15 protein-coding genes and 1 pseudogene are annotated in these 16,467 nt (G+C 64.0%); 7 read left to right on the forward strand and 9 right to left on the reverse strand.

Translation table 11 applies throughout. The annotated features are described in order from the left end of the window. Nucleotides 1-136: 136 nt before the first annotated feature. Nucleotides 137-367: pseudogene (locus tag AC13EK_RS08950) on the reverse strand (hypothetical protein); the annotation flags it as partial. 189 nt (nt 368-556) lie between these two features. On the opposite strand from AC13EK_RS08950, the gene AC13EK_RS08955 reads away from it, so the two are divergent. The 4 genes from AC13EK_RS08955 to AC13EK_RS08970 all read left to right on the forward strand — a co-directional run bounded on the left by AC13EK_RS08955 (nt 557) and on the right by AC13EK_RS08970 (nt 2,941). Continuing rightward, complete coding sequence (locus AC13EK_RS08955) at nt 557-1,123, forward strand: DUF3617 domain-containing protein (protein WP_069337430.1); 567 nt, start codon at nt 557-559, stop codon at nt 1,121-1,123. 11 nt (nt 1,124-1,134) lie between these two features. Next, a complete protein-coding gene (locus AC13EK_RS08960; RefSeq protein ID WP_234792393.1) occupies nt 1,135-2,064 on the forward strand; it encodes a hypothetical protein in 930 nt (309 codons plus the stop codon). Continuing rightward, nucleotides 2,064-2,354 (forward strand): HNH endonuclease, encoded by a 291-nt coding sequence (locus AC13EK_RS08965; RefSeq protein WP_419183517.1) that lies wholly within the window; start codon nt 2,064-2,066, stop codon nt 2,352-2,354. The genes AC13EK_RS08960 and AC13EK_RS08965 overlap by 1 nt, the downstream gene beginning before the upstream one ends. Before the next feature lie 80 nt (nt 2,355-2,434). After that, the gene (locus tag AC13EK_RS08970; protein WP_004209910.1) at nt 2,435-2,941 is read left to right on the forward strand and encodes a DUF3617 domain-containing protein; all 507 of its coding nucleotides are present in this window, start codon (nt 2,435-2,437) and stop codon (nt 2,939-2,941) included. Between the two features lie 25 nt (nt 2,942-2,966). Here AC13EK_RS08970 and AC13EK_RS08975 read toward each other — a convergent pair whose 3' ends face one another. The 3 genes from AC13EK_RS08975 to AC13EK_RS08985 form a co-directional block, all read right to left on the reverse strand. After that, nucleotides 2,967-3,647, reverse strand: coding sequence for an HPP family protein (locus AC13EK_RS08975; protein ID WP_069337427.1), 681 nt, complete (start codon nt 3,645-3,647; stop codon nt 2,967-2,969). A gap of 85 nt (nt 3,648-3,732) precedes the next feature. Next, entirely contained in the window at nt 3,733-4,986 is a 1,254-nt protein-coding gene (locus AC13EK_RS08980; RefSeq protein ID WP_069337426.1) for a glycosyltransferase family 39 protein, read from the reverse strand. 54 nt (nt 4,987-5,040) lie between these two features. Further along, a complete protein-coding gene (locus AC13EK_RS08985) occupies nt 5,041-6,258 on the reverse strand; it encodes an MBL fold metallo-hydrolase (RefSeq protein ID WP_069337425.1) in 1,218 nt (405 codons plus the stop codon). A gap of 198 nt (nt 6,259-6,456) precedes the next feature. Between AC13EK_RS08985 and AC13EK_RS08990 the strand changes: the two genes are divergently transcribed. Together AC13EK_RS08990 and AC13EK_RS08995 are read left to right on the forward strand one after the other, a co-directional pair. Next, complete coding sequence (locus tag AC13EK_RS08990) at nt 6,457-7,917, forward strand: arylsulfatase (protein ID WP_037507297.1); 1,461 nt, start codon at nt 6,457-6,459, stop codon at nt 7,915-7,917. A gap of 78 nt (nt 7,918-7,995) precedes the next feature. Next, nucleotides 7,996-8,628 (forward strand): MarC family protein, encoded by a 633-nt coding sequence (locus AC13EK_RS08995; protein ID WP_004209916.1) that lies wholly within the window; start codon nt 7,996-7,998, stop codon nt 8,626-8,628. A gap of 56 nt (nt 8,629-8,684) precedes the next feature. Here the strand turns inward: AC13EK_RS08995 and AC13EK_RS09000 are convergent, their stop codons facing one another. The 4 genes from AC13EK_RS09000 to AC13EK_RS09015 form a co-directional block, all read right to left on the reverse strand. Beyond that, nucleotides 8,685-9,773: a DUF2235 domain-containing protein gene (locus AC13EK_RS09000; RefSeq protein WP_048936261.1), complete on the reverse strand. Its 1,089-nt coding sequence runs from the start codon at nt 9,771-9,773 to the stop codon at nt 8,685-8,687. Between the two features lie 114 nt (nt 9,774-9,887). Further along, on the reverse strand, nt 9,888-11,249 hold the full coding sequence (locus AC13EK_RS09005) for a methyl-accepting chemotaxis protein (RefSeq protein ID WP_069337424.1): 1,362 nt from the start codon (nt 11,247-11,249) through the stop codon (nt 9,888-9,890). Nucleotides 11,250-11,488: 239 nt separating this feature from the next. Then, entirely contained in the window at nt 11,489-12,406 is a 918-nt protein-coding gene (locus AC13EK_RS09010) for a DMT family transporter (RefSeq protein WP_069337423.1), read from the reverse strand. 30 nt (nt 12,407-12,436) lie between these two features. Next, complete coding sequence (locus tag AC13EK_RS09015; RefSeq protein ID WP_069337421.1) at nt 12,437-13,531, reverse strand: DUF3667 domain-containing protein; 1,095 nt, start codon at nt 13,529-13,531, stop codon at nt 12,437-12,439. 230 nt (nt 13,532-13,761) lie between these two features. Between AC13EK_RS09015 and AC13EK_RS09020 the strand changes: the two genes are divergently transcribed. Then, entirely contained in the window at nt 13,762-16,053 is a 2,292-nt protein-coding gene (locus AC13EK_RS09020) for a TonB-dependent receptor (RefSeq protein WP_069337420.1), read from the forward strand. Nucleotides 16,054-16,139: 86 nt separating this feature from the next. Here AC13EK_RS09020 and AC13EK_RS09025 read toward each other — a convergent pair whose 3' ends face one another. Then, the gene (locus AC13EK_RS09025; protein ID WP_017499126.1) at nt 16,140-16,391 is read right to left on the reverse strand and encodes a hypothetical protein; all 252 of its coding nucleotides are present in this window, start codon (nt 16,389-16,391) and stop codon (nt 16,140-16,142) included. Between the last annotated feature and the right edge of the window lie 76 nt (nt 16,392-16,467).

A 16,467-nucleotide genomic window follows, 5' to 3' on the forward strand; every position in this document is an offset into this window, starting at 1 on the left:
ATGCAGATCGAGGGCATGGCCGCCCTTGCCACACCCATAACCGAGGAGGTTCAGCCGCTACAGATTACACCCAAGGCCGCCTGAAAATGCAGCCCGATGGCCAGCACCGAAATTACACCACATTGACGGACGTGACCTCCCAAAGCATATCGCTGAGATTTGTGTCGCGCGGATTATAATAACGAACGACGTCGCCTTCATCCTTGAAAACGCTGGGGCTTACCCAACCGTCTCCGATTTCCACATACAGAAACACGCCATCTGGATCGCCTCCGACCAAGCTGGCCAATTCTTGACCGATCTCGTTCATGAGCGGTTCTAGGGTATCGAGTTTATTGCTCATGAGGCCGGCCCTTTCTTCGGTCATCGGCACGTCCCGCAGTCATGAACGTAACATCTAGCATCAATTTGAGAACAAAAAAAGAACGAATGGGCTTTCATCAACGGCCCGCCACCCCGGATCGCAATAATCCCGATATCCAGACCCGTCGCCGCTTGCTAAGTCTGGGCCAGATAAAGGGTCGCTTCTGCCAAGACATGCCAGGGGAAGCCGGTGATGACCAAAGCCTTGACCAACGGCCTGCTGGCCTGCGCGCTCGCGGCGCTGACCGGATGCAACAAGCCGCCCGCCAGCCAGGACACACAGATCGCCGCGACCGACGCGATGAGCCATGACGCCGCCGTCACGCAGATCGAGAAGGTGCAGCTCAAGCCTGGCCAGTGGGAAGGCCGCTTCGTGATGGAGCGGATCGACATGAGCGGCGGGGAGGCGATGCCCGCGGCGGCGCGTCAGCAGATGCAGCACGCGATGAACCGCACCCTGCGTTATTGCGTCACGCCCGAGCAGGCCGCCCATCCCGATGGCCGCGCCTTTTCCGGCGATCCGGGCAAGGATTGCCGCTACAGCGACTTCGCCGTGCGCGGCGGCACGGTGAAGGGCAATGTCACCTGCCGCCGCGATAGCGGCACCAGCAGCATGACGATGGCCGGCATCTATGCGCCCGACAGCTATGCGGTACAGATGGACATGCGGCAGACGGGCTTGCCCAATGGCGTCGAGATGGCGATGAAGGCAAGGTCGGAGGGCCGCTGGATCGGCCCGAACTGTTCGGAGGGTCAATGACGATGCGAACAATGCAAGTCTTGTCGGCATTGCTGGCGCTGCTTCCGCTCCCACTTCAGGCACAGCAGCCAGCCGACGGCGGCGACACGATCGTGGTCGATGGTCAGCGCCTGACCCGCCAGGAGGTGCGCGAAAGGGCATCCGGCTTCGTTCGCACCCTGGGCGTGGTTCAGGGTGATCGGGGCATCGCCCGCTGGATGGAGCCGGTCTGCCCCCAGGTCCGGGGGGTCGCGTCGGATATCGCCGGCCTGGTCGAAACCAAGGTCCGCAAGATCGCGACCAGTATCGGCGCGCCCTTGGCCAAGGGAGAATGTGAAACCAATTTTCTGATCGTCTTCGTCGATGACGGACGGGAAATGGCCAGACAGGTCGCTGCGCGCAAATCCAACAGCATGTCCCAATTACATGGGGCCGAACGGCGTGACGTCGAAAATGGCGATGCCCCGATCCGCTGGTGGTATACGATCGCTACGGGCAGCAGCACCGGAGGCAAGGCGGATTCCGTGGCGCCCTCTGCCAGTGTCGGCAATAGTGAGGGGGGTGGTTCCGCCCTCCCTGACGGTGTTCCTACCGTCAACGGCTTTTCCTCCAGCCTGATCCGGCCGATAGGAATTCGCTCGATCGATACCGCGACGATCCTGATCGACGTCAATCGCGCCGAAGGCATTTCGCTGACGGCCGCCGCTGCCTATGCAGCCTTTGTCGGCCTTGCCGAGGTGAAGGGACGGGCGGCACCGCCGGTGTCGTCGATCCTAAATATCTTTGGCGACGGGGCGCAGGCTGGCGACCTGACCTTCTGGGACAACCAGTTTCTCGACCAGCTTTATGACCTGCCGCTCAACCGGTGGGGGCGAGTGCATCGGGGCTATCTGGTCCGGGCGATCGGTGAGGCTGAGGGCGAGGATGTCGAGGAAGGCGCAACCGGGCCGGTCGAGCCCTGATCCTGGCTGACTGGACACCCTGCTGGCTCTGCGCCCGGCCGCTCGGCGCGCGGATCGAATGGCATCATCCCGTGCCCAAGAGCCGGGGCGGGCGACAGCTGGTGCCGGTCCATCCGATCTGCCACCGCACCATCCACGCCACCCTGTCCAACGTGGAGCTGGCCCGCACCTATGCCGATGCCATGGCCTTGCGCAGCCATCCCGCCATCGCCCGTTTCCTCGGCTGGATCGCCGACAAGCCGGCCGATTTCCATGCGCCCACCCTGTCCGCCGGGCACCGACGGCGATGAAGGGACGGGCATGATAATTTCCCTTGCGCCCGCGCGCGCATCGGTAGAGCGTGCCGCGGTGGAACGAACGGGGAGAGGATATGCGTGACATTCTGACGCTGGGCGGCTTGCTGGCCACCAGCCTGACCCTTGCCGCCTGCGGCAGCGAACCGGCCGCTCCGCCCGCGCAGGAGGAGGAGGCCGCGCCGGCGATGATGAAGAGCGGGCAATGGACGCTCAGCCGCAAGACCACCGGCTACAACACCCCCACCGTCACGGCGGAGGAATATCAGGCCGCGCTCAAGCAGGTGAGCGAGGATAAGATCTGTATCAAGGTCGATGCCGCCGGCGTGCCAGACGCCGATGCGCTGGCCGGGGCGGAAGGCAGCGACTGCAGCTACAAGGACAAGATGGTGCGCAAGGGCCGGCTGATCGCGACCCTCGCCTGCAAGGCCGGCGCCGGCACCTCCGAAATCGTGGTCGAGGGCAATTTTACCGAGGATACGCTGACCTTCGGCACCACCATGACCAAGACGCAGGGCGGCAAGCCGGTGCTGCGCACCACTCACGACCTGTCCGGCAAGCGCGACGGCGACTGCCCGGCCTGATCGGCGGCACCGATCCGGGTGGGCATCAGCCCGCCCGGCGGGCCTGGGCGTGGATTTCCGCTCGCGACAGCAACAGGTCGAGGTCAGCGCGGCTGATGTCGAAATTGTCGGGCAGTTCGGCCAGCGCCTTGTCGATATCCTCCAGATGAAAGCCCGCCTCCGCGCGCATCTTGTCGGCGATTACCGGCGGCGCGACCGGCTGGTGCGGATAGCTGTGTCCCGACAGGCGATGAAAGAACAGGCCCAGGGACACCAAAGCGATCGAATTGATCCCGACCGGCGCAAAGGCGAAGGCATAGCCCGCATCATGAATGCCCTGGCTGCCGATCACCGCGGTCAGCGCCGCCGCGCCGCCGGGCGGATGCAAGCAGCGCAGCAGGCTCATCAATATTATCGCCAGGCCCACCGCCACGCCGGCCGCGACCATCATGTCGGGGATCAGCTGATAGGCGGCGACGCCGATCAGGCTGGACAGGATATTGCCGCCCACCACCGACCAGGGCTGGGCCAGCGGACTCGCCGGCACGGCAAAGATCAGTACCGCCGACGCGCCCAGCGGCGCGACGATGATCGGCAGGTCGCCGGCATGCAACGGCAACTGGCTGCACACCAATATGGTCAGGCTGATGCCGATTGCCGCGCCCAGGCCCGCGATCATCCGGTCGATCGGACGGGCACCGGCCAGCAGCGGCTTGAAAAGATTCATTACGGATATTCCTTTAGCGCAACCCCATGCGCCACCAGGAAGCAAAAGACCACCCCAGTTTTTCTGCCGCGCGGACAAGATCGCCTTATCGTGGCGGGCCAAGGCCGGTTGATGCAGATCCCATGTCGCAGGACAGGGTGGCACAGCTCAAGGCGGCGAATTCCCGCGCCCGGCTTCGCGCGCTCATGGCCGACTGGATGGCAATCAGGCCGATCAGGCCAATGACCAGCATGCGTCGCCCCTGTGCCCAGGCCAGTGACCCCATTACCCCGCACAGGGCGCAGGCGATCGCCGCCAGCGGCAGGAACATGCGAGGCTTGGGATCGATCGCCAGCGCATAGACCAGCGCTGCGAAATGAAAGGCGCCCGCCAGCATCAGCCAGCCGATCAGCCGCCCGCCGGCGGCCGCACTGCCCAGACGCCGGCGCTGTAGCAGCAGCAATACCAGTGTTACCGGCAGGATGAAGGTGGCGCCATTGGCCATCAGGTTCAGCAGCGCATCAACCGTCCAGTGCAGTTCGATCCCCGATGCTGGCCGCCAATGATCGATGAAATCGACATTGAACAGAGGACTGCGATGAATGTCGACGCCGGGCGCCAGTTCGCCGGTCGGCACGCCGCCATGCGCCAGCGACAACCGCCATGACCGCAGGGGATCGCCGGTCGCGCTCCAGTAGATCAGCGTCTCGACCAGCAGCGGACCAGCCAATCCGCTCAGCAGACGTCCCAGTCCCTGCCATCGCCCGATAGCCAACGCCGCCGCGACAAAGACCGGCACCATCGCCAGCGATGTCGGCCGGGTCATCACCGCAAAGGACAGGGCGGTGCCCGACAGGATGAACCAGATTGCGCCATTGCGTTCGCTCGCCCGTTGCAGCCCATGGACTGCCGCGAGCAGAAAGGTGAGTTCGATGATGTCGACGCCGAAATGGAGCATGCGCTCGGAAAAGACCGGCATCATCGCAAAGCATAGCCCGCCGATCAGGCTGGCTCTGCGTCCGAAACGTCGTTCGACCGTGGCGGTGAACAGGGCGATGGCGCACAGGCTATAGGCCAGCGGCACGATCGCCAATATGATGCGGCTCTCGCCGAGCATCGCCAGCATCGCGCTTGCCGGAATGACCAGGGTGAAGCGGCGCGCCCAATGATCCCCCGGCAGGCAGTAGCCGTGCTGGCTCGCGCAGCGGGCGGCATCCAGATAATGCTGGTCGTCCCACCCATGCCCGACATAGCCGATCGGCGCGATCGCCATGATCAGCAGCGCTGCCATGATCGCGATCGCGATCGGAAGCAGGGAAAATCCGGTGGAAGCCCTATTCTTGGCAAGGGACGTCGCCATGGGACTCCTTCATTCCGGCTGTAGAGATCCCATCCTAGACGCTAATGGTTAATGCTATTGCAGCGCGTCGATTGCCCGCTGGTCGCAATGCCTGGGGCCACGCGGCACCGGGCTGACATTGGGCACCAGCAGCGCCTGGCCGATCCGCACCGGCGCGAAGCGCTTTCGCTCTATCCCCTCGCAGCGCAGATATTGCTCCAGCATCCGCGGCGGCGTGTCGCGCTTCTCATAGGAGAGGCGGAAGGTGCCCCAGTGGATCGGGATCGCGGTCGATGCGCCCAGTCGCTCGAACAGCTCGACCGCGCGGCGCGGGCCGATATGCGCGTCCGATTCCATCTGCCCCGGCCAGAAGCGGAAGGCGCCGATCGGGATCAGCGCCAGCCGGATCGGCCCGAACCGCGTTGCATCGCCGGTCCAGCCCATGTCGCCCGCGCCGGTATCGCCGGCAAAATAGATATTGCCCGCCCGCGTCTCGATCAGGAAGCTCGACCAGAGTGTCCGATTGCGGTCGGTGAACCAGCGGCTGCTCCAATGATGGTTGCGCGTCGCATGGACCCGATAGTCCGGGCAATGCTCGTAATTTTCGCACTGGATCACCGCTTCGGGCACCAGTCCGTTCAACTGCGCGCCGGTCACCGACTGGCCCCAGTCGAGCGCCACCGATGGGATGCCGTTCGCCTTCAATATCGTGTCATTGCCCAGCGCCGTGACGATCCTGGGCCGGTCGCGTTGCCACAGCATCTTGAGCGTCGGGATATCCAGATGGTCATAATGATTATGGCTGATGACGATTAGGTCGATCCTGGGCAGATCCTTCATCCTGATGCCCGGCTCCGCGACCCGTTTCGGCCCCAGCGGCGGAAAGGGGCTGGCATGATCGGACCAGATCGGATCGGTCAATATGTTGATCCCGGCCGCCTGCACCAGCACGGTCGCATGGCCGACCCAGGTGGCGACCATGCCGCGCGGCGCGGCAAAGGGGGCGGGGCGCGCCGGCTTGACCGCCACCGCATCGGGCCAGTCGGGGCGATCGTCATTGCCCAGCAGCCAGCGGGCGATGAATCCCTGGCGGCTGGTGCCGGGCGGGGCGGGCATGTCGATCGCGCCATCGGGGTTGAAGAAGCGGGTGCCGTCATAATGGCGGCTCGCCGGCCCCTCATAATAGATACGGTCGAGGAAGGGCGGCACGATCACCGTCGCCAGACAGGCGGCGATCAGCAGGAACAGCAGCGCGACACCGACAGCCTTCATCATTGCAACCGCGCGCGCCATGCCTGCTCCCATGCCCGTCATCGCGCCGCCATAGCGGACCGGCGGGGCAGGGCAAGGCCTCCCTATTGACCCTGACCCATGTTGGCGAGTGCGCCATTCCCGGCCTCGGGCTCAAGGATAACCCCGATACCAACCGGCCCATCGCCGACCTAGCCTTGCGCCGTTCGTCTTCCCCGGTCTGACTCGCAGGAGCATCGCATGAGCAAAAAGCCGAATATTCTCATCATTTGGGGCGATGACGTCGGGATGTGGAATCTCAGCTGCTATCATCGCGGCATGATGGGCGGCTCGACCCCCAATATCGATCGCATCGCGAAGAAGGGCATGATCTTCATGGATCATTATGCCCAGGCCTCCTGCACCGCCGGCCGTGCCGCCTTCATCACCGGCCAATATCCGATCCGCGTCGGCCTCAGCACCGTCGGCCTCGCCGGCGCGCCGCAGGGCATGCAGAAGGAAGATCCCACGATCGCCGAACTGCTCAAGCCCCATGGCTATGCCACCGGCCAGTTCGGCAAGAATCATCTGGGCGACCGGGACGAGCATCTGCCGACCGCGCATGGCTTCGACGAATTTTTCGGCATCCTCTATCACCTCAATGCCGGCCAATATTCGGAAGAATATGATTATCCCAAGGATCCCGAAGTGGCCAAGGCCTTCGCCTGGCGCGGCGTGATCCACAGCAAGGCCGACGGCAAGGGGGGCCAGTCGATCGAGGACAAGGGGCCTTTCGGTTCCGAGCGACAGAAGACGCTCGACAATGAATTCATGGTCGAATCCAAGCGCTTCATCACCGACGCGGTGAAGGCCGACAAGCCCTTCTTCGTCTGGCACAACACCACCCGGATGCATTACCAGACCCACCTGCCGCCCGAATATGACGGCGTCACCGGCTATGGTCTCTATGCCGACGGCGTGAAGCAGATGGACGATCATGTCGGCGAACTGCTCGACCTGCTCGAAGAACTGGGCGTGGCCGACGACACGTTCGTCATGTTCTCGACCGACAATGGCGCGGCCTCCAATTCATGGCCCGATGGCGGCAACCAGCCCTTCCGCGGCGAAAAGGGCGTCGGCGGCTATGAAGGCGGCTTCCGCGTGCCCTGCGTCGTCAGCTGGCCCGGCCATGTGCAGGAAAATGTCGCCACTGGCGAGTTCATGGCGATGGAGGACTGGATGCCCACCATCCTGTCCGCGCTGGGCGAGCCGGAGCTCAAGGATGAACTGCTCAAGGGCAAGACCATCGGCAGCATGACCTACAAGGTCCATCTCGACGGCTATGACCAGACCGAACTGCTCAGCGGCAAGGGCAAGTCGAAGCGCAAGGATTTCTACTATTTCACGGAAACCACGCTGCACGGCCTGCGCTATGGCGACTGGAAGTTCCTGTTCAAGACGCAGGACAAATGGTTCAACGGCATTCAGGAAAATCTGAACACGCCGCTCATCACCAATTTAAAGCTCGATCCGTTCGAGCGTTTCCATGAAGCGCGCGGCTTCGACGAGTGGCAGGAAAACCGATCCTGGACGCTGGCGCCGGCGACCGCGCAGATCGCAAAGTTCATGAAGTCGCTTCAGGAATATCCGCCGCGCATCAAGAGCCTGGATTTCGATCTGGATGCGATGGTGGCGGACGCATCGGCCTCGCAAGCGCGCTGATCGCGACAGGCATGAAGCGGATGCCGCAGGGGCCCGACCTGCGGCATCCGATGGTTCGGCAGGGCAGGGGTGCGTGCCATGAATGATCTGAGTTTCGTCCTGGTCATCTTCTTCGTCACATTGGGACCGATCAAGGTGATCGCCGCCTTTGCCCAGTTGACCAGCCAGTTGCCCGATGGGGAGCGGCGCGCGCTGGCGCTCCGGTCGACCCTGATCGCCACGGCCGTCGGCTTCCTCATCCTGTTCATCGGCGACAATCTGCGCCAGAATTGGCAGATCGCATCGCCTGACCTGTTGCTGACCGGCGGCGTGCTGCTGCTGATCGGCGCGCTGGAGGCGGTCAAGAATGCGCAGCACGCCCCCGCGCCCGATGCGCCGCCGACCTCGGCCAAGGGGCTGGCCATGTCGCCGGTGACTTTCCCGATCATCATCACGCCCTATGGTATCGTGGCGCTGCTGCTGTTCGCGGCCGTGGCCGGCGATACCCGGACCTTCCTGACCGGCGTGTTCGGCATTTTCCTGGGCATGATGGTGGCCGATTTTCTGGCGATGATCTTTGCCCGCCAGTTGCTGGGCTTCATCCATGCCGGTACGCTGATGGCGTTCGGCTGGATGATCGCGGTGCTGCAGGCGGCGCTGGCGATCCACGCGATCATGTCGGGCCTGCAGCAATATGGCGTCGTGCCCGGACCGCTTCCCGTCGTCCCTTGATGCGACGGGGTGGCGGATCAGGCGCCGGCCGGCCCTGATCCGCCCCTTTTTGCGTGTTATGGCTGCAGCATGTCGGGCTTGCGCTTCGCCAGGTCGACCAGCGCCGCCGGCCGCCATTCGGGCAGCTTGTGCCAGCGTTCGATCGCCGCATCGGACAGGGCTTCATTGGTTCGTCCGGCGTCATGCGGCACGTCGATCGCACGTTCGCCCGATCCGAACAGGCGATAGAAGAAGGTCTGGGATTCGCTGACCGGGCCTAGCGGATCGGGATGGTGCGGCGGGAAACCGGGCGGCACCAGCCCGAACGGATCATCCACCGCCAGTCCCGCGAGCCGCGCGCGCGCCACCATCCATTCCAGCGCGATATCGGACAGGGCGGAATCGGGATTGCCGCCGCCGACATCGGCATGGCAGCCGGGGAACCAGCATTGCTCGACATGCTGGCCTGCGCCCTGCCCCTCGGGGATCGTCCACAATGTCGGCAGGAACGGCTTGCGATGCTCGTCGATCGCCACCGCATGAAAGGCGAAGGCGACGCTCGATGACAGGTCGGTATCGTGAAATTCCCGGTTCACCCGGAACAGATGCTTCAATATCCCCTGGAACAAGGTGTTGGGCACGCCCAGCGACCCGACCGTGTCCCACACGCCGACGCACCGGATCGGCGTACCGTCGGACCAGGCATAGCTTTGCCGGAACAGGCGCGACGCCTCCGATCGCGGCGCGCGGGTGCCGTCGCGCGAACGATAGAGCGCGAAGGCGTCGGGGATCAGGCTTTCATGCTCGGGCCGCAATATGCCGGAATTGCGCACGAAACCGGCCAGCGACCGGGCGGTATAGGCGCCCCGGCTGAAACCGAAGAAATAGAGCTGGTCGCCCGGCTGATAGGTGCGCACCAGCCAGGCATAGCAGGACAGGAGGATGCGGCTGATGCCATAGCCGGTGGCCCCGTCGATCAGCCGCTTGGTCCGCGACGCCATCGACCCGATGCCATTATGATAGAAGACACGCTGCGCCGTGCCGTCCTCCGCCATTGCGGGGATCAGGCTTGCCAGTTTCACCACATTGGTCGGGCACGGCTTGCCCTGCTCATTATGGTCGGGCTCGTTCCAGGTGCCGTCGCAACAGACCACGATGCGCTTCATCCGTGTCTCCCCATCGGCAGGAAAATGGCCACCCTCCTCTATTGGGCGGGCGGCCATGGTCGCTGCGGCGCAGCCTGTTTTATAGGAGGAAACGGACGCGCCGGGCGGCGCGGATCAGCCCTGATCCTTATAGGCCATCTGCAAGATGCCCCAGTGGCGCCCGCGCACATGGATGGAGGCGATCACCTGCTTCAGCAGGATGACCTCGCCCTCGGCGGTCAGGCGGCGATAGGCCTTGATGCAGAAGGGTTCGGTGATCTTGCACTGCTCGCGCGTGTCGGGGAAATCGAACACCACGCCCTGGCGCGAAAATTCCGCATTCCATTTCTCGTCGCCCGGCCGCTGGGGCAGCGCGCGTTCCGGCATGGCGATCGCGCCGAAGCTGTTGCGATCGGTGAAGGTCATGCCGAACAAGCCCTTGTAGCCGCGCGCCACTTCCTGCTGCGCGCGCGCCTCGGCCTGCATGATCGGCTGGATCGGATGGGTGAATTGCGGCGGATTGGTGCCGCGGATCGGCGCATAATATTCGCTGAACACATCGGCCTCGCTGATGCGGCCATCATCCAGCGCCTGCTCGATCGCATGGCCCACCGCCCGCGCGGCGGTCAGGCTGAACCGGATATAGGGCGAATCGGGAATGTCGACGCCGCTTTCCGCCAGATATTGCAGCAGCATGTTGGTGTCGTCGCTGGCGATCGACACCCGGCCCGACAGCCGTTGCAGGCCGTCGGCATTGTCGCCCGACGTGCTCGACAGCGCCGACAGGCCGGTGCGGATCTCGCTGGCGGAACCGACCATCGACGCGATCCGCTCGGCCACCGCCTCGCTGTTGGTCGACAGGCCCTGCATCAGCGATCCCAGCCGGTCGACCAGCGCCTCGATATTCTTGGTGTCGGACAGCGCCGTGCGCGCGGTCTGTGCGCCATGGGTGATGCTGTCCAGCATGCCGCCGGCCTCGCTGGTCAGCGCGCCGATCGACCGCTCGATCGTCTGCGTCGCGCTCGCCGTTTCCTGCGCCAGCTTCTTCACTTCGGCCGCGACCACGGCAAAGCCGCGCCCCGCGTCACCGGCCCGTGCCGCCTCGATCGTCGCGTTGAGCGCGAGCAGATTGGTCTGGCTGGCGATGCCGCTGATCACGCTGGTGACATGGGCGACGGTCTTGAGCGCTTCGCCAAAGCCGTCGAGGCGCGCATGGATGCGGCTCACCTGTTCGATCAGGTCGACGAAATTGCCGTTCGCGGTCGACAGCTGCCGTCCCGAATCATCGATGATGGCGCGGGCGGCGACCGCCTTCTCGCGCGCGTCCTGGCCGACCAGCGACACGCTTTCGCCATCGCGCGACAATTGCGACGCGGCGCCGCTGATCGCCTCGATCGTGCGCGCCTGCTGCGTCACCCGGTCCGCGAGTTCGCTGATGTCTGCCTGAAGGTCGAGCGTACGGATACCCAGGTCGCCGGATAATTTGGCGACCTTCATTACCGCTCGTGCGACGGTTCCCGATTGCGTTTCTGTGCCCACGGCAACTGGCTAGCCATGGATGGTAAAATATCGGTTATCATACTGACATGGATGTCAGCTTCGTCAGAATGATGCCTCCGCACCGGCCCACACCCCCACCCGGCCGCCCATCAGGATATCATGTCTGGGAGGCCGGGTGGGGGTGTGGGCCGGTGCGGCTCTTGAAATGCGCTCTTTCGCGCATTTCCCAAAAACGCCTACAGCGCACCCAGCAGCGCGAGGACCACGCCACAGGCGACCAGCATCAGCCCCATCGCCTCGCTGCGCGCCATGCGCTCGCCCAGATAGAAATGGCCGAACGCCATGGTGAAGGCGACCTCGATCTGGCCGACGATCCGCACCAGCGCGACCGGCGCCGTAGCAAAGCCGGTGAACCAGCAGGCCGAACCCATGGCCGACAGGAAGCCGACCTGGCCCGACACGCGCCAGCTGGTGAACACCTTGCGCATCTCGCCCGGCTCGCGCAGCGCCAGATAGCCGCCCTGGAGCAGCGTCTGCAGCAGCACCGTGACGCTCAGCACGATCAGCGCGGCATGGATCGGATCGCCGCCGCCTACTTGCTGCGTCGCGCGGCGGATGCCGATGGCGGTCAGTGCGAAGAAGAATCCCGATGCGATGCCGGTAATCGCCGCCGGCTGCCCCAGAGCGCGCAGGAAATCCATCGGCCCCATCCGCTTGCCCCCGGTCGACAGCAGCATCACGCCGGCGACGCCGCAGCCGATCCCGGCGCAGGTCAGCGCGCTCAGCCGCTCGCCCATCAGCAGGAAGGACAGGATCGCCCCCTGCACCGCTTCGGTCTTGGAATAAGCGGTGCCGACGACGAAATTGCGATGGCCAAAGGCCATGATCAGCAAATTGGTGGCGATGATCTGGGCCAGCCCGCCGGCCAGGCAGAAGGGCAGGAACAGCCGGCCCAGCGCAGGGAAGGGCGCGGGGAAGAGTAGCTGATAGCCGTCAAGCAGGATCAGCGCGAAGGGAATGCCGTAAAGATAGCGGACCAGGCCCGCCGCATTGATCGACAGCGTCTTGCCCACGCGCCGCTGCACCGCGGTGCGCCAGGCCTGCGTGGCCCCGGCCATCAGGGTGGCGGGCAACCAGATCGGGGACGTAATCATGCGCGCCCTATACAATAGGGACGCGACCCGTCACCCCATCATCATCAGGAAGGCGAAGAACAGCGACAGCGACGCACAGGCAAAGCCGTACAGCAGCGGCAGCCGCAGCAAGGTGCCGCTGCGCGAAAGCTGATAGGCATCCTTGAACTGGCGATACATGTGCCAGGCCGCGAACAGCAGCAGCACGACCGTCACCAGCCCATGGGTGATGCCGACCGCCGTCAGGATCATCGACAGCGAGAAGAGCAGCGACATGAAGGCGATCGAATAGGTCACATAGATCGCATGGTCATACATCTTGAACCGGCGGCTGAACGGGAACAGCAGCCACAGGAAGGGCAGCGATATGACGATCAGCAGCCAGGAGAATTTATAGGCATTGGCCTTGAGCTTGTAATAGGCGAATTCGGGATCCTTGGCCGCCGCGCTCATCGCCTTGCCGACCGTTTTGGCGATGCCCTTGTTGAGACCCTTGTCGACGGTCTTGTCGACCGCCTTGTCGACGTTATCGCCGGCCAGCGCATCGGTCAGGCCGCTCGCCAGCGGCAGGCCCTTCCGTTCGTCCTGTGCGTCCTTCAGCTTTTCCTGCAATGTCTCGCGCCGGCTCGCGCTGATTCCCGGCTCGGCCAGTTGCGCCTGCACCTTGGCGATGCGGGCATCGGCTTTTTCCTCTTCCTTCTTCAGCTCGGCGATCGCCTCGCTGTTCATCTTCACCTGGTTGCGGGTGCCTTCCGGCCCATGATGGCTGGTCAGCGAGAAGATCGCGTACATCAGGAAGGCGCTGAACAGGAACAGGGCAAAGGGCGATACGAACTTGGCCCGCTCGCCATGGATATAGCGGCGCGTCAGCTGTCCGGGGCGCAGCGCCAGCTCGGGCAGGGTGGTGAAGATCTTGCCTTCGAAATGCAGCACGCCATGGGCCAGGTCATGGCCGATCGCGGCAAAGCTGCGGTGCAGATGCGCGGCCTGGCCGCATTCGGGGCAATAATTGCCCGTCACCGCCGTGCCGCAATTCAGGCAGGCGCCATGGCGCGCTTCATGTGCCTCACCATGGCCCGGCTCGACCGCCCGTGCCAGCATGCCCCCGGTGATCGCGTCACCCGCTGCTTCGATTTCCCCTGTCATGGGCGGGGACGATAACAAGCGTGTATGACGCTTGCCAGTCACCTTGGCGCGTGGATCGCATTGTGTTGCATTGTTACAACGCTCGGCAACATTCCGACATGTTCCCATGATGGGCAGGGCGAGCGTCACCGTCCCGCCACAAATCGCGCCTAGCGGCGATGGCATCCCGGACGGCAGGCGCAGGGGCGCCGCTGTCCCGGACGCAAAAGCAATATTATCGGGGAATAACCTTGTCGAAATTCACTTTCGCACGGTCGGCGCTGCTGCTGACCTCGGCCTTCGGTGCGCTCGCCCTTGGTGGCGCCGCCCATGCGCAGGAAGCGGGCGCTGACGCCGGCCAGCTCGACGAGATCGTCGTGACCGCCGAGCGCCGCTCGGAAAATCTGCAGAAGGTGCCCGTCTCGGTCGGCGTCGTGCAGGGCGATGCGCTGCGCAACCTCACCGCCGGCGGCGGCGACATTCTTGAACTCGCCGCCCGCGTGCCCGGCCTCTATGCCGAAACCACCACCGGCCGCATCTTCCCGCGCTTCTACATCCGGGGCCTGGGCAATATCGACTTCTATCTCGGCGCATCGCAGCCGGTGTCGATCATCCAGGACGATGTCGTGCTGGAACATGTCGTGCTGAAGTCGAACCCGGTGTTCGACGTCAATCAGGTGGAAGTGCTGCGCGGCCCGCAGGGTTCGCTGTTCGGCCGCAACACCACGGCGGGCATCATCAAGTTCGACACCATCCGTCCGTCGATGGATTGGGAAGGTCGCGCCCAGGCCAGCTATGGCAGCTATAACACTGTCACCTTCGACGGCGGCATCGGCGGCCCGATCGTCGCGGACAAGCTCGCCTTCCGCGTCTCGGCCCTCTACCAGCATCGCGACGACTGGGTCGACAACATCTATGAAGGCCCCAGCGCCGACGGCACCGTCAGCCCCAAGAAGGAGGCGATGGGCGGCTATAATGAGAAGGACGTGCGCCTTCAGCTGCTGATGACGCCGACCGAAAATGTCTCGATGCTGACCAGCGTCCATGCGCGCGACTATGACGGCACCTCGACCATCTTCCACCGCGCCGGCCTCACCAAGGGCAGCAACAGCGTGTCGGGCGAACCCCGTTCGAAGATCGCGCTCGACGAAGCGATGAACAACCCGCAGGCCTACAAGACCTATGGCGCGTCGGAAAATATCGCGATCGACATGGGCCCCGTTACCCTGACCTCGATCACCGCCTATGAAACCACCTCGGGCTACAGCCGTGGCGACACCGATGGCGGCGCGGGCGCGGACTATCCGGTGAACGGCGTGGCCAACGGCTTCGGCCAGAGCCAGGGCAATGTCCGTGATCTCGACCAGCTGACCCAGGAAGTCCGCCTCGCCAGCAACGGCGACAGCGCCTTCAAGTGGCAGGTCGGCGGCATGTATTTCGACAGCCGCGACACCACCGATTTCTACCAGCGCGCCTATTTCCTGACCGGCACCGCCAACAATCCCAACAACTGGGTGCGTCTGCGCAACAAGAATGAAAGCTGGGGCCTGTTCGGACAGGCGAGCTACGAAGTCGTGCCGGGCCTCACCATCACCGCCGGCGGCCGTTATACCAAGGACACGAAGGAAACCCGTCTGGTCCGCGCCACCGCCAATGCGGCGGGCGTCTCGACCTATGCCGGCCGTCGCTATGTGAAGCTGACCGGCAAGGAACCGAGCTGGGACGTCAGCGCCCTCTATGAAGTGACCCCCGAAGTCAGCCTCTACGCCCGCGTCGCGCGCGGCTTCCGTGGCCCGACCATCCAGGGCCGCTCGGCGGTGTTCAACAGCGACTTCACCACGGCGGATTCGGAAACGATCATGTCGTACGAAGGCGGCATCAAGACCAACCTGCTGGGCAACCGCCTGCGCTTCAACCTGTCGGGCTTCGCCTGGAAGGTGAAGGACATCCAACTCAACGGCAATGACGTGAACGGCAATGGCGTGTTGTTCAACGCCGACGCGGCCAAGGCCTATGGCCTGGAAGCCGATCTGGAAGCGCGTCCGTTCGACAATCTCACTTTGTCGGCCGGCCTCAGCCTGCTGCACAGCGAGATCAACGACAAGAATGTCTATGCGCAGGTCTGCACGCTGAACGGCGTGGTCGTCTGCACCGTGGAAGACCCGACCGTCACCAACGCCCGCGGCGTCTTCGCCCAGATCGACGGCAACCCGCTGCCCAACGCGCCGAAATACACTGCCAACATCGCGGCCCGTTACGACGTGCCGCTGGGCAATGGTGGCAAGATCTTCGCGGCGACCGACTGGAACATCCAGGGCTACACCAACTTCGTCCTCTACAAGACGAAGGAGTTCTACTCGAAGGGTGACTTCGAAGGCGGCCTGAAGATCGGCTACACCGCGCCGGACGGCAAGTACGAGATCGCCGCCTTCGCCCGCAACATCACGGGCGAGAAGAATATGAAGGGCGTGATCGAAAATTACATGGCGCCGGTGTTCAACGAACCCCGCATCATCGGCCTGTCCTTGAGCGGCAAGCTGTAAGACTAAGGTTATTCCTCCCCATGCTGTGCATGGGGAGGGGCCAAAGAAAAAGGCGCGTCATCCGATGGAATGGCGCGCCTTTTTCGTCAGCTCGGCTTGATCGGCGCGAGCGTGACATTCTTCCAGTCGGGCTCATGATGCGGCTCGCGCCCCATTGTCCAGTTGCTCTGCAGTCGCACCAGCGGGTTGGGCGCACACCAGATTTCTCCGCTGTCGCTCAGACCCGTCACCCAGATCAGATTATGCTCCTGCCCATAGTCGATGACGGCGAAGGCATAGCCTTTGCCCTTGCCTTCGATCATGACGGGCAAGGGCGGTTCGAGCTGCGTGAAGGACATGGATGAACTCCGGCTTTGGGTGCCGGACATAATGCGGCGCGCGAAACGGGGTTCCCGTCTCGCGCGCCGCCTTGAT

The organism is Sphingobium sp. L-44 (assembly GCF_056859495.1).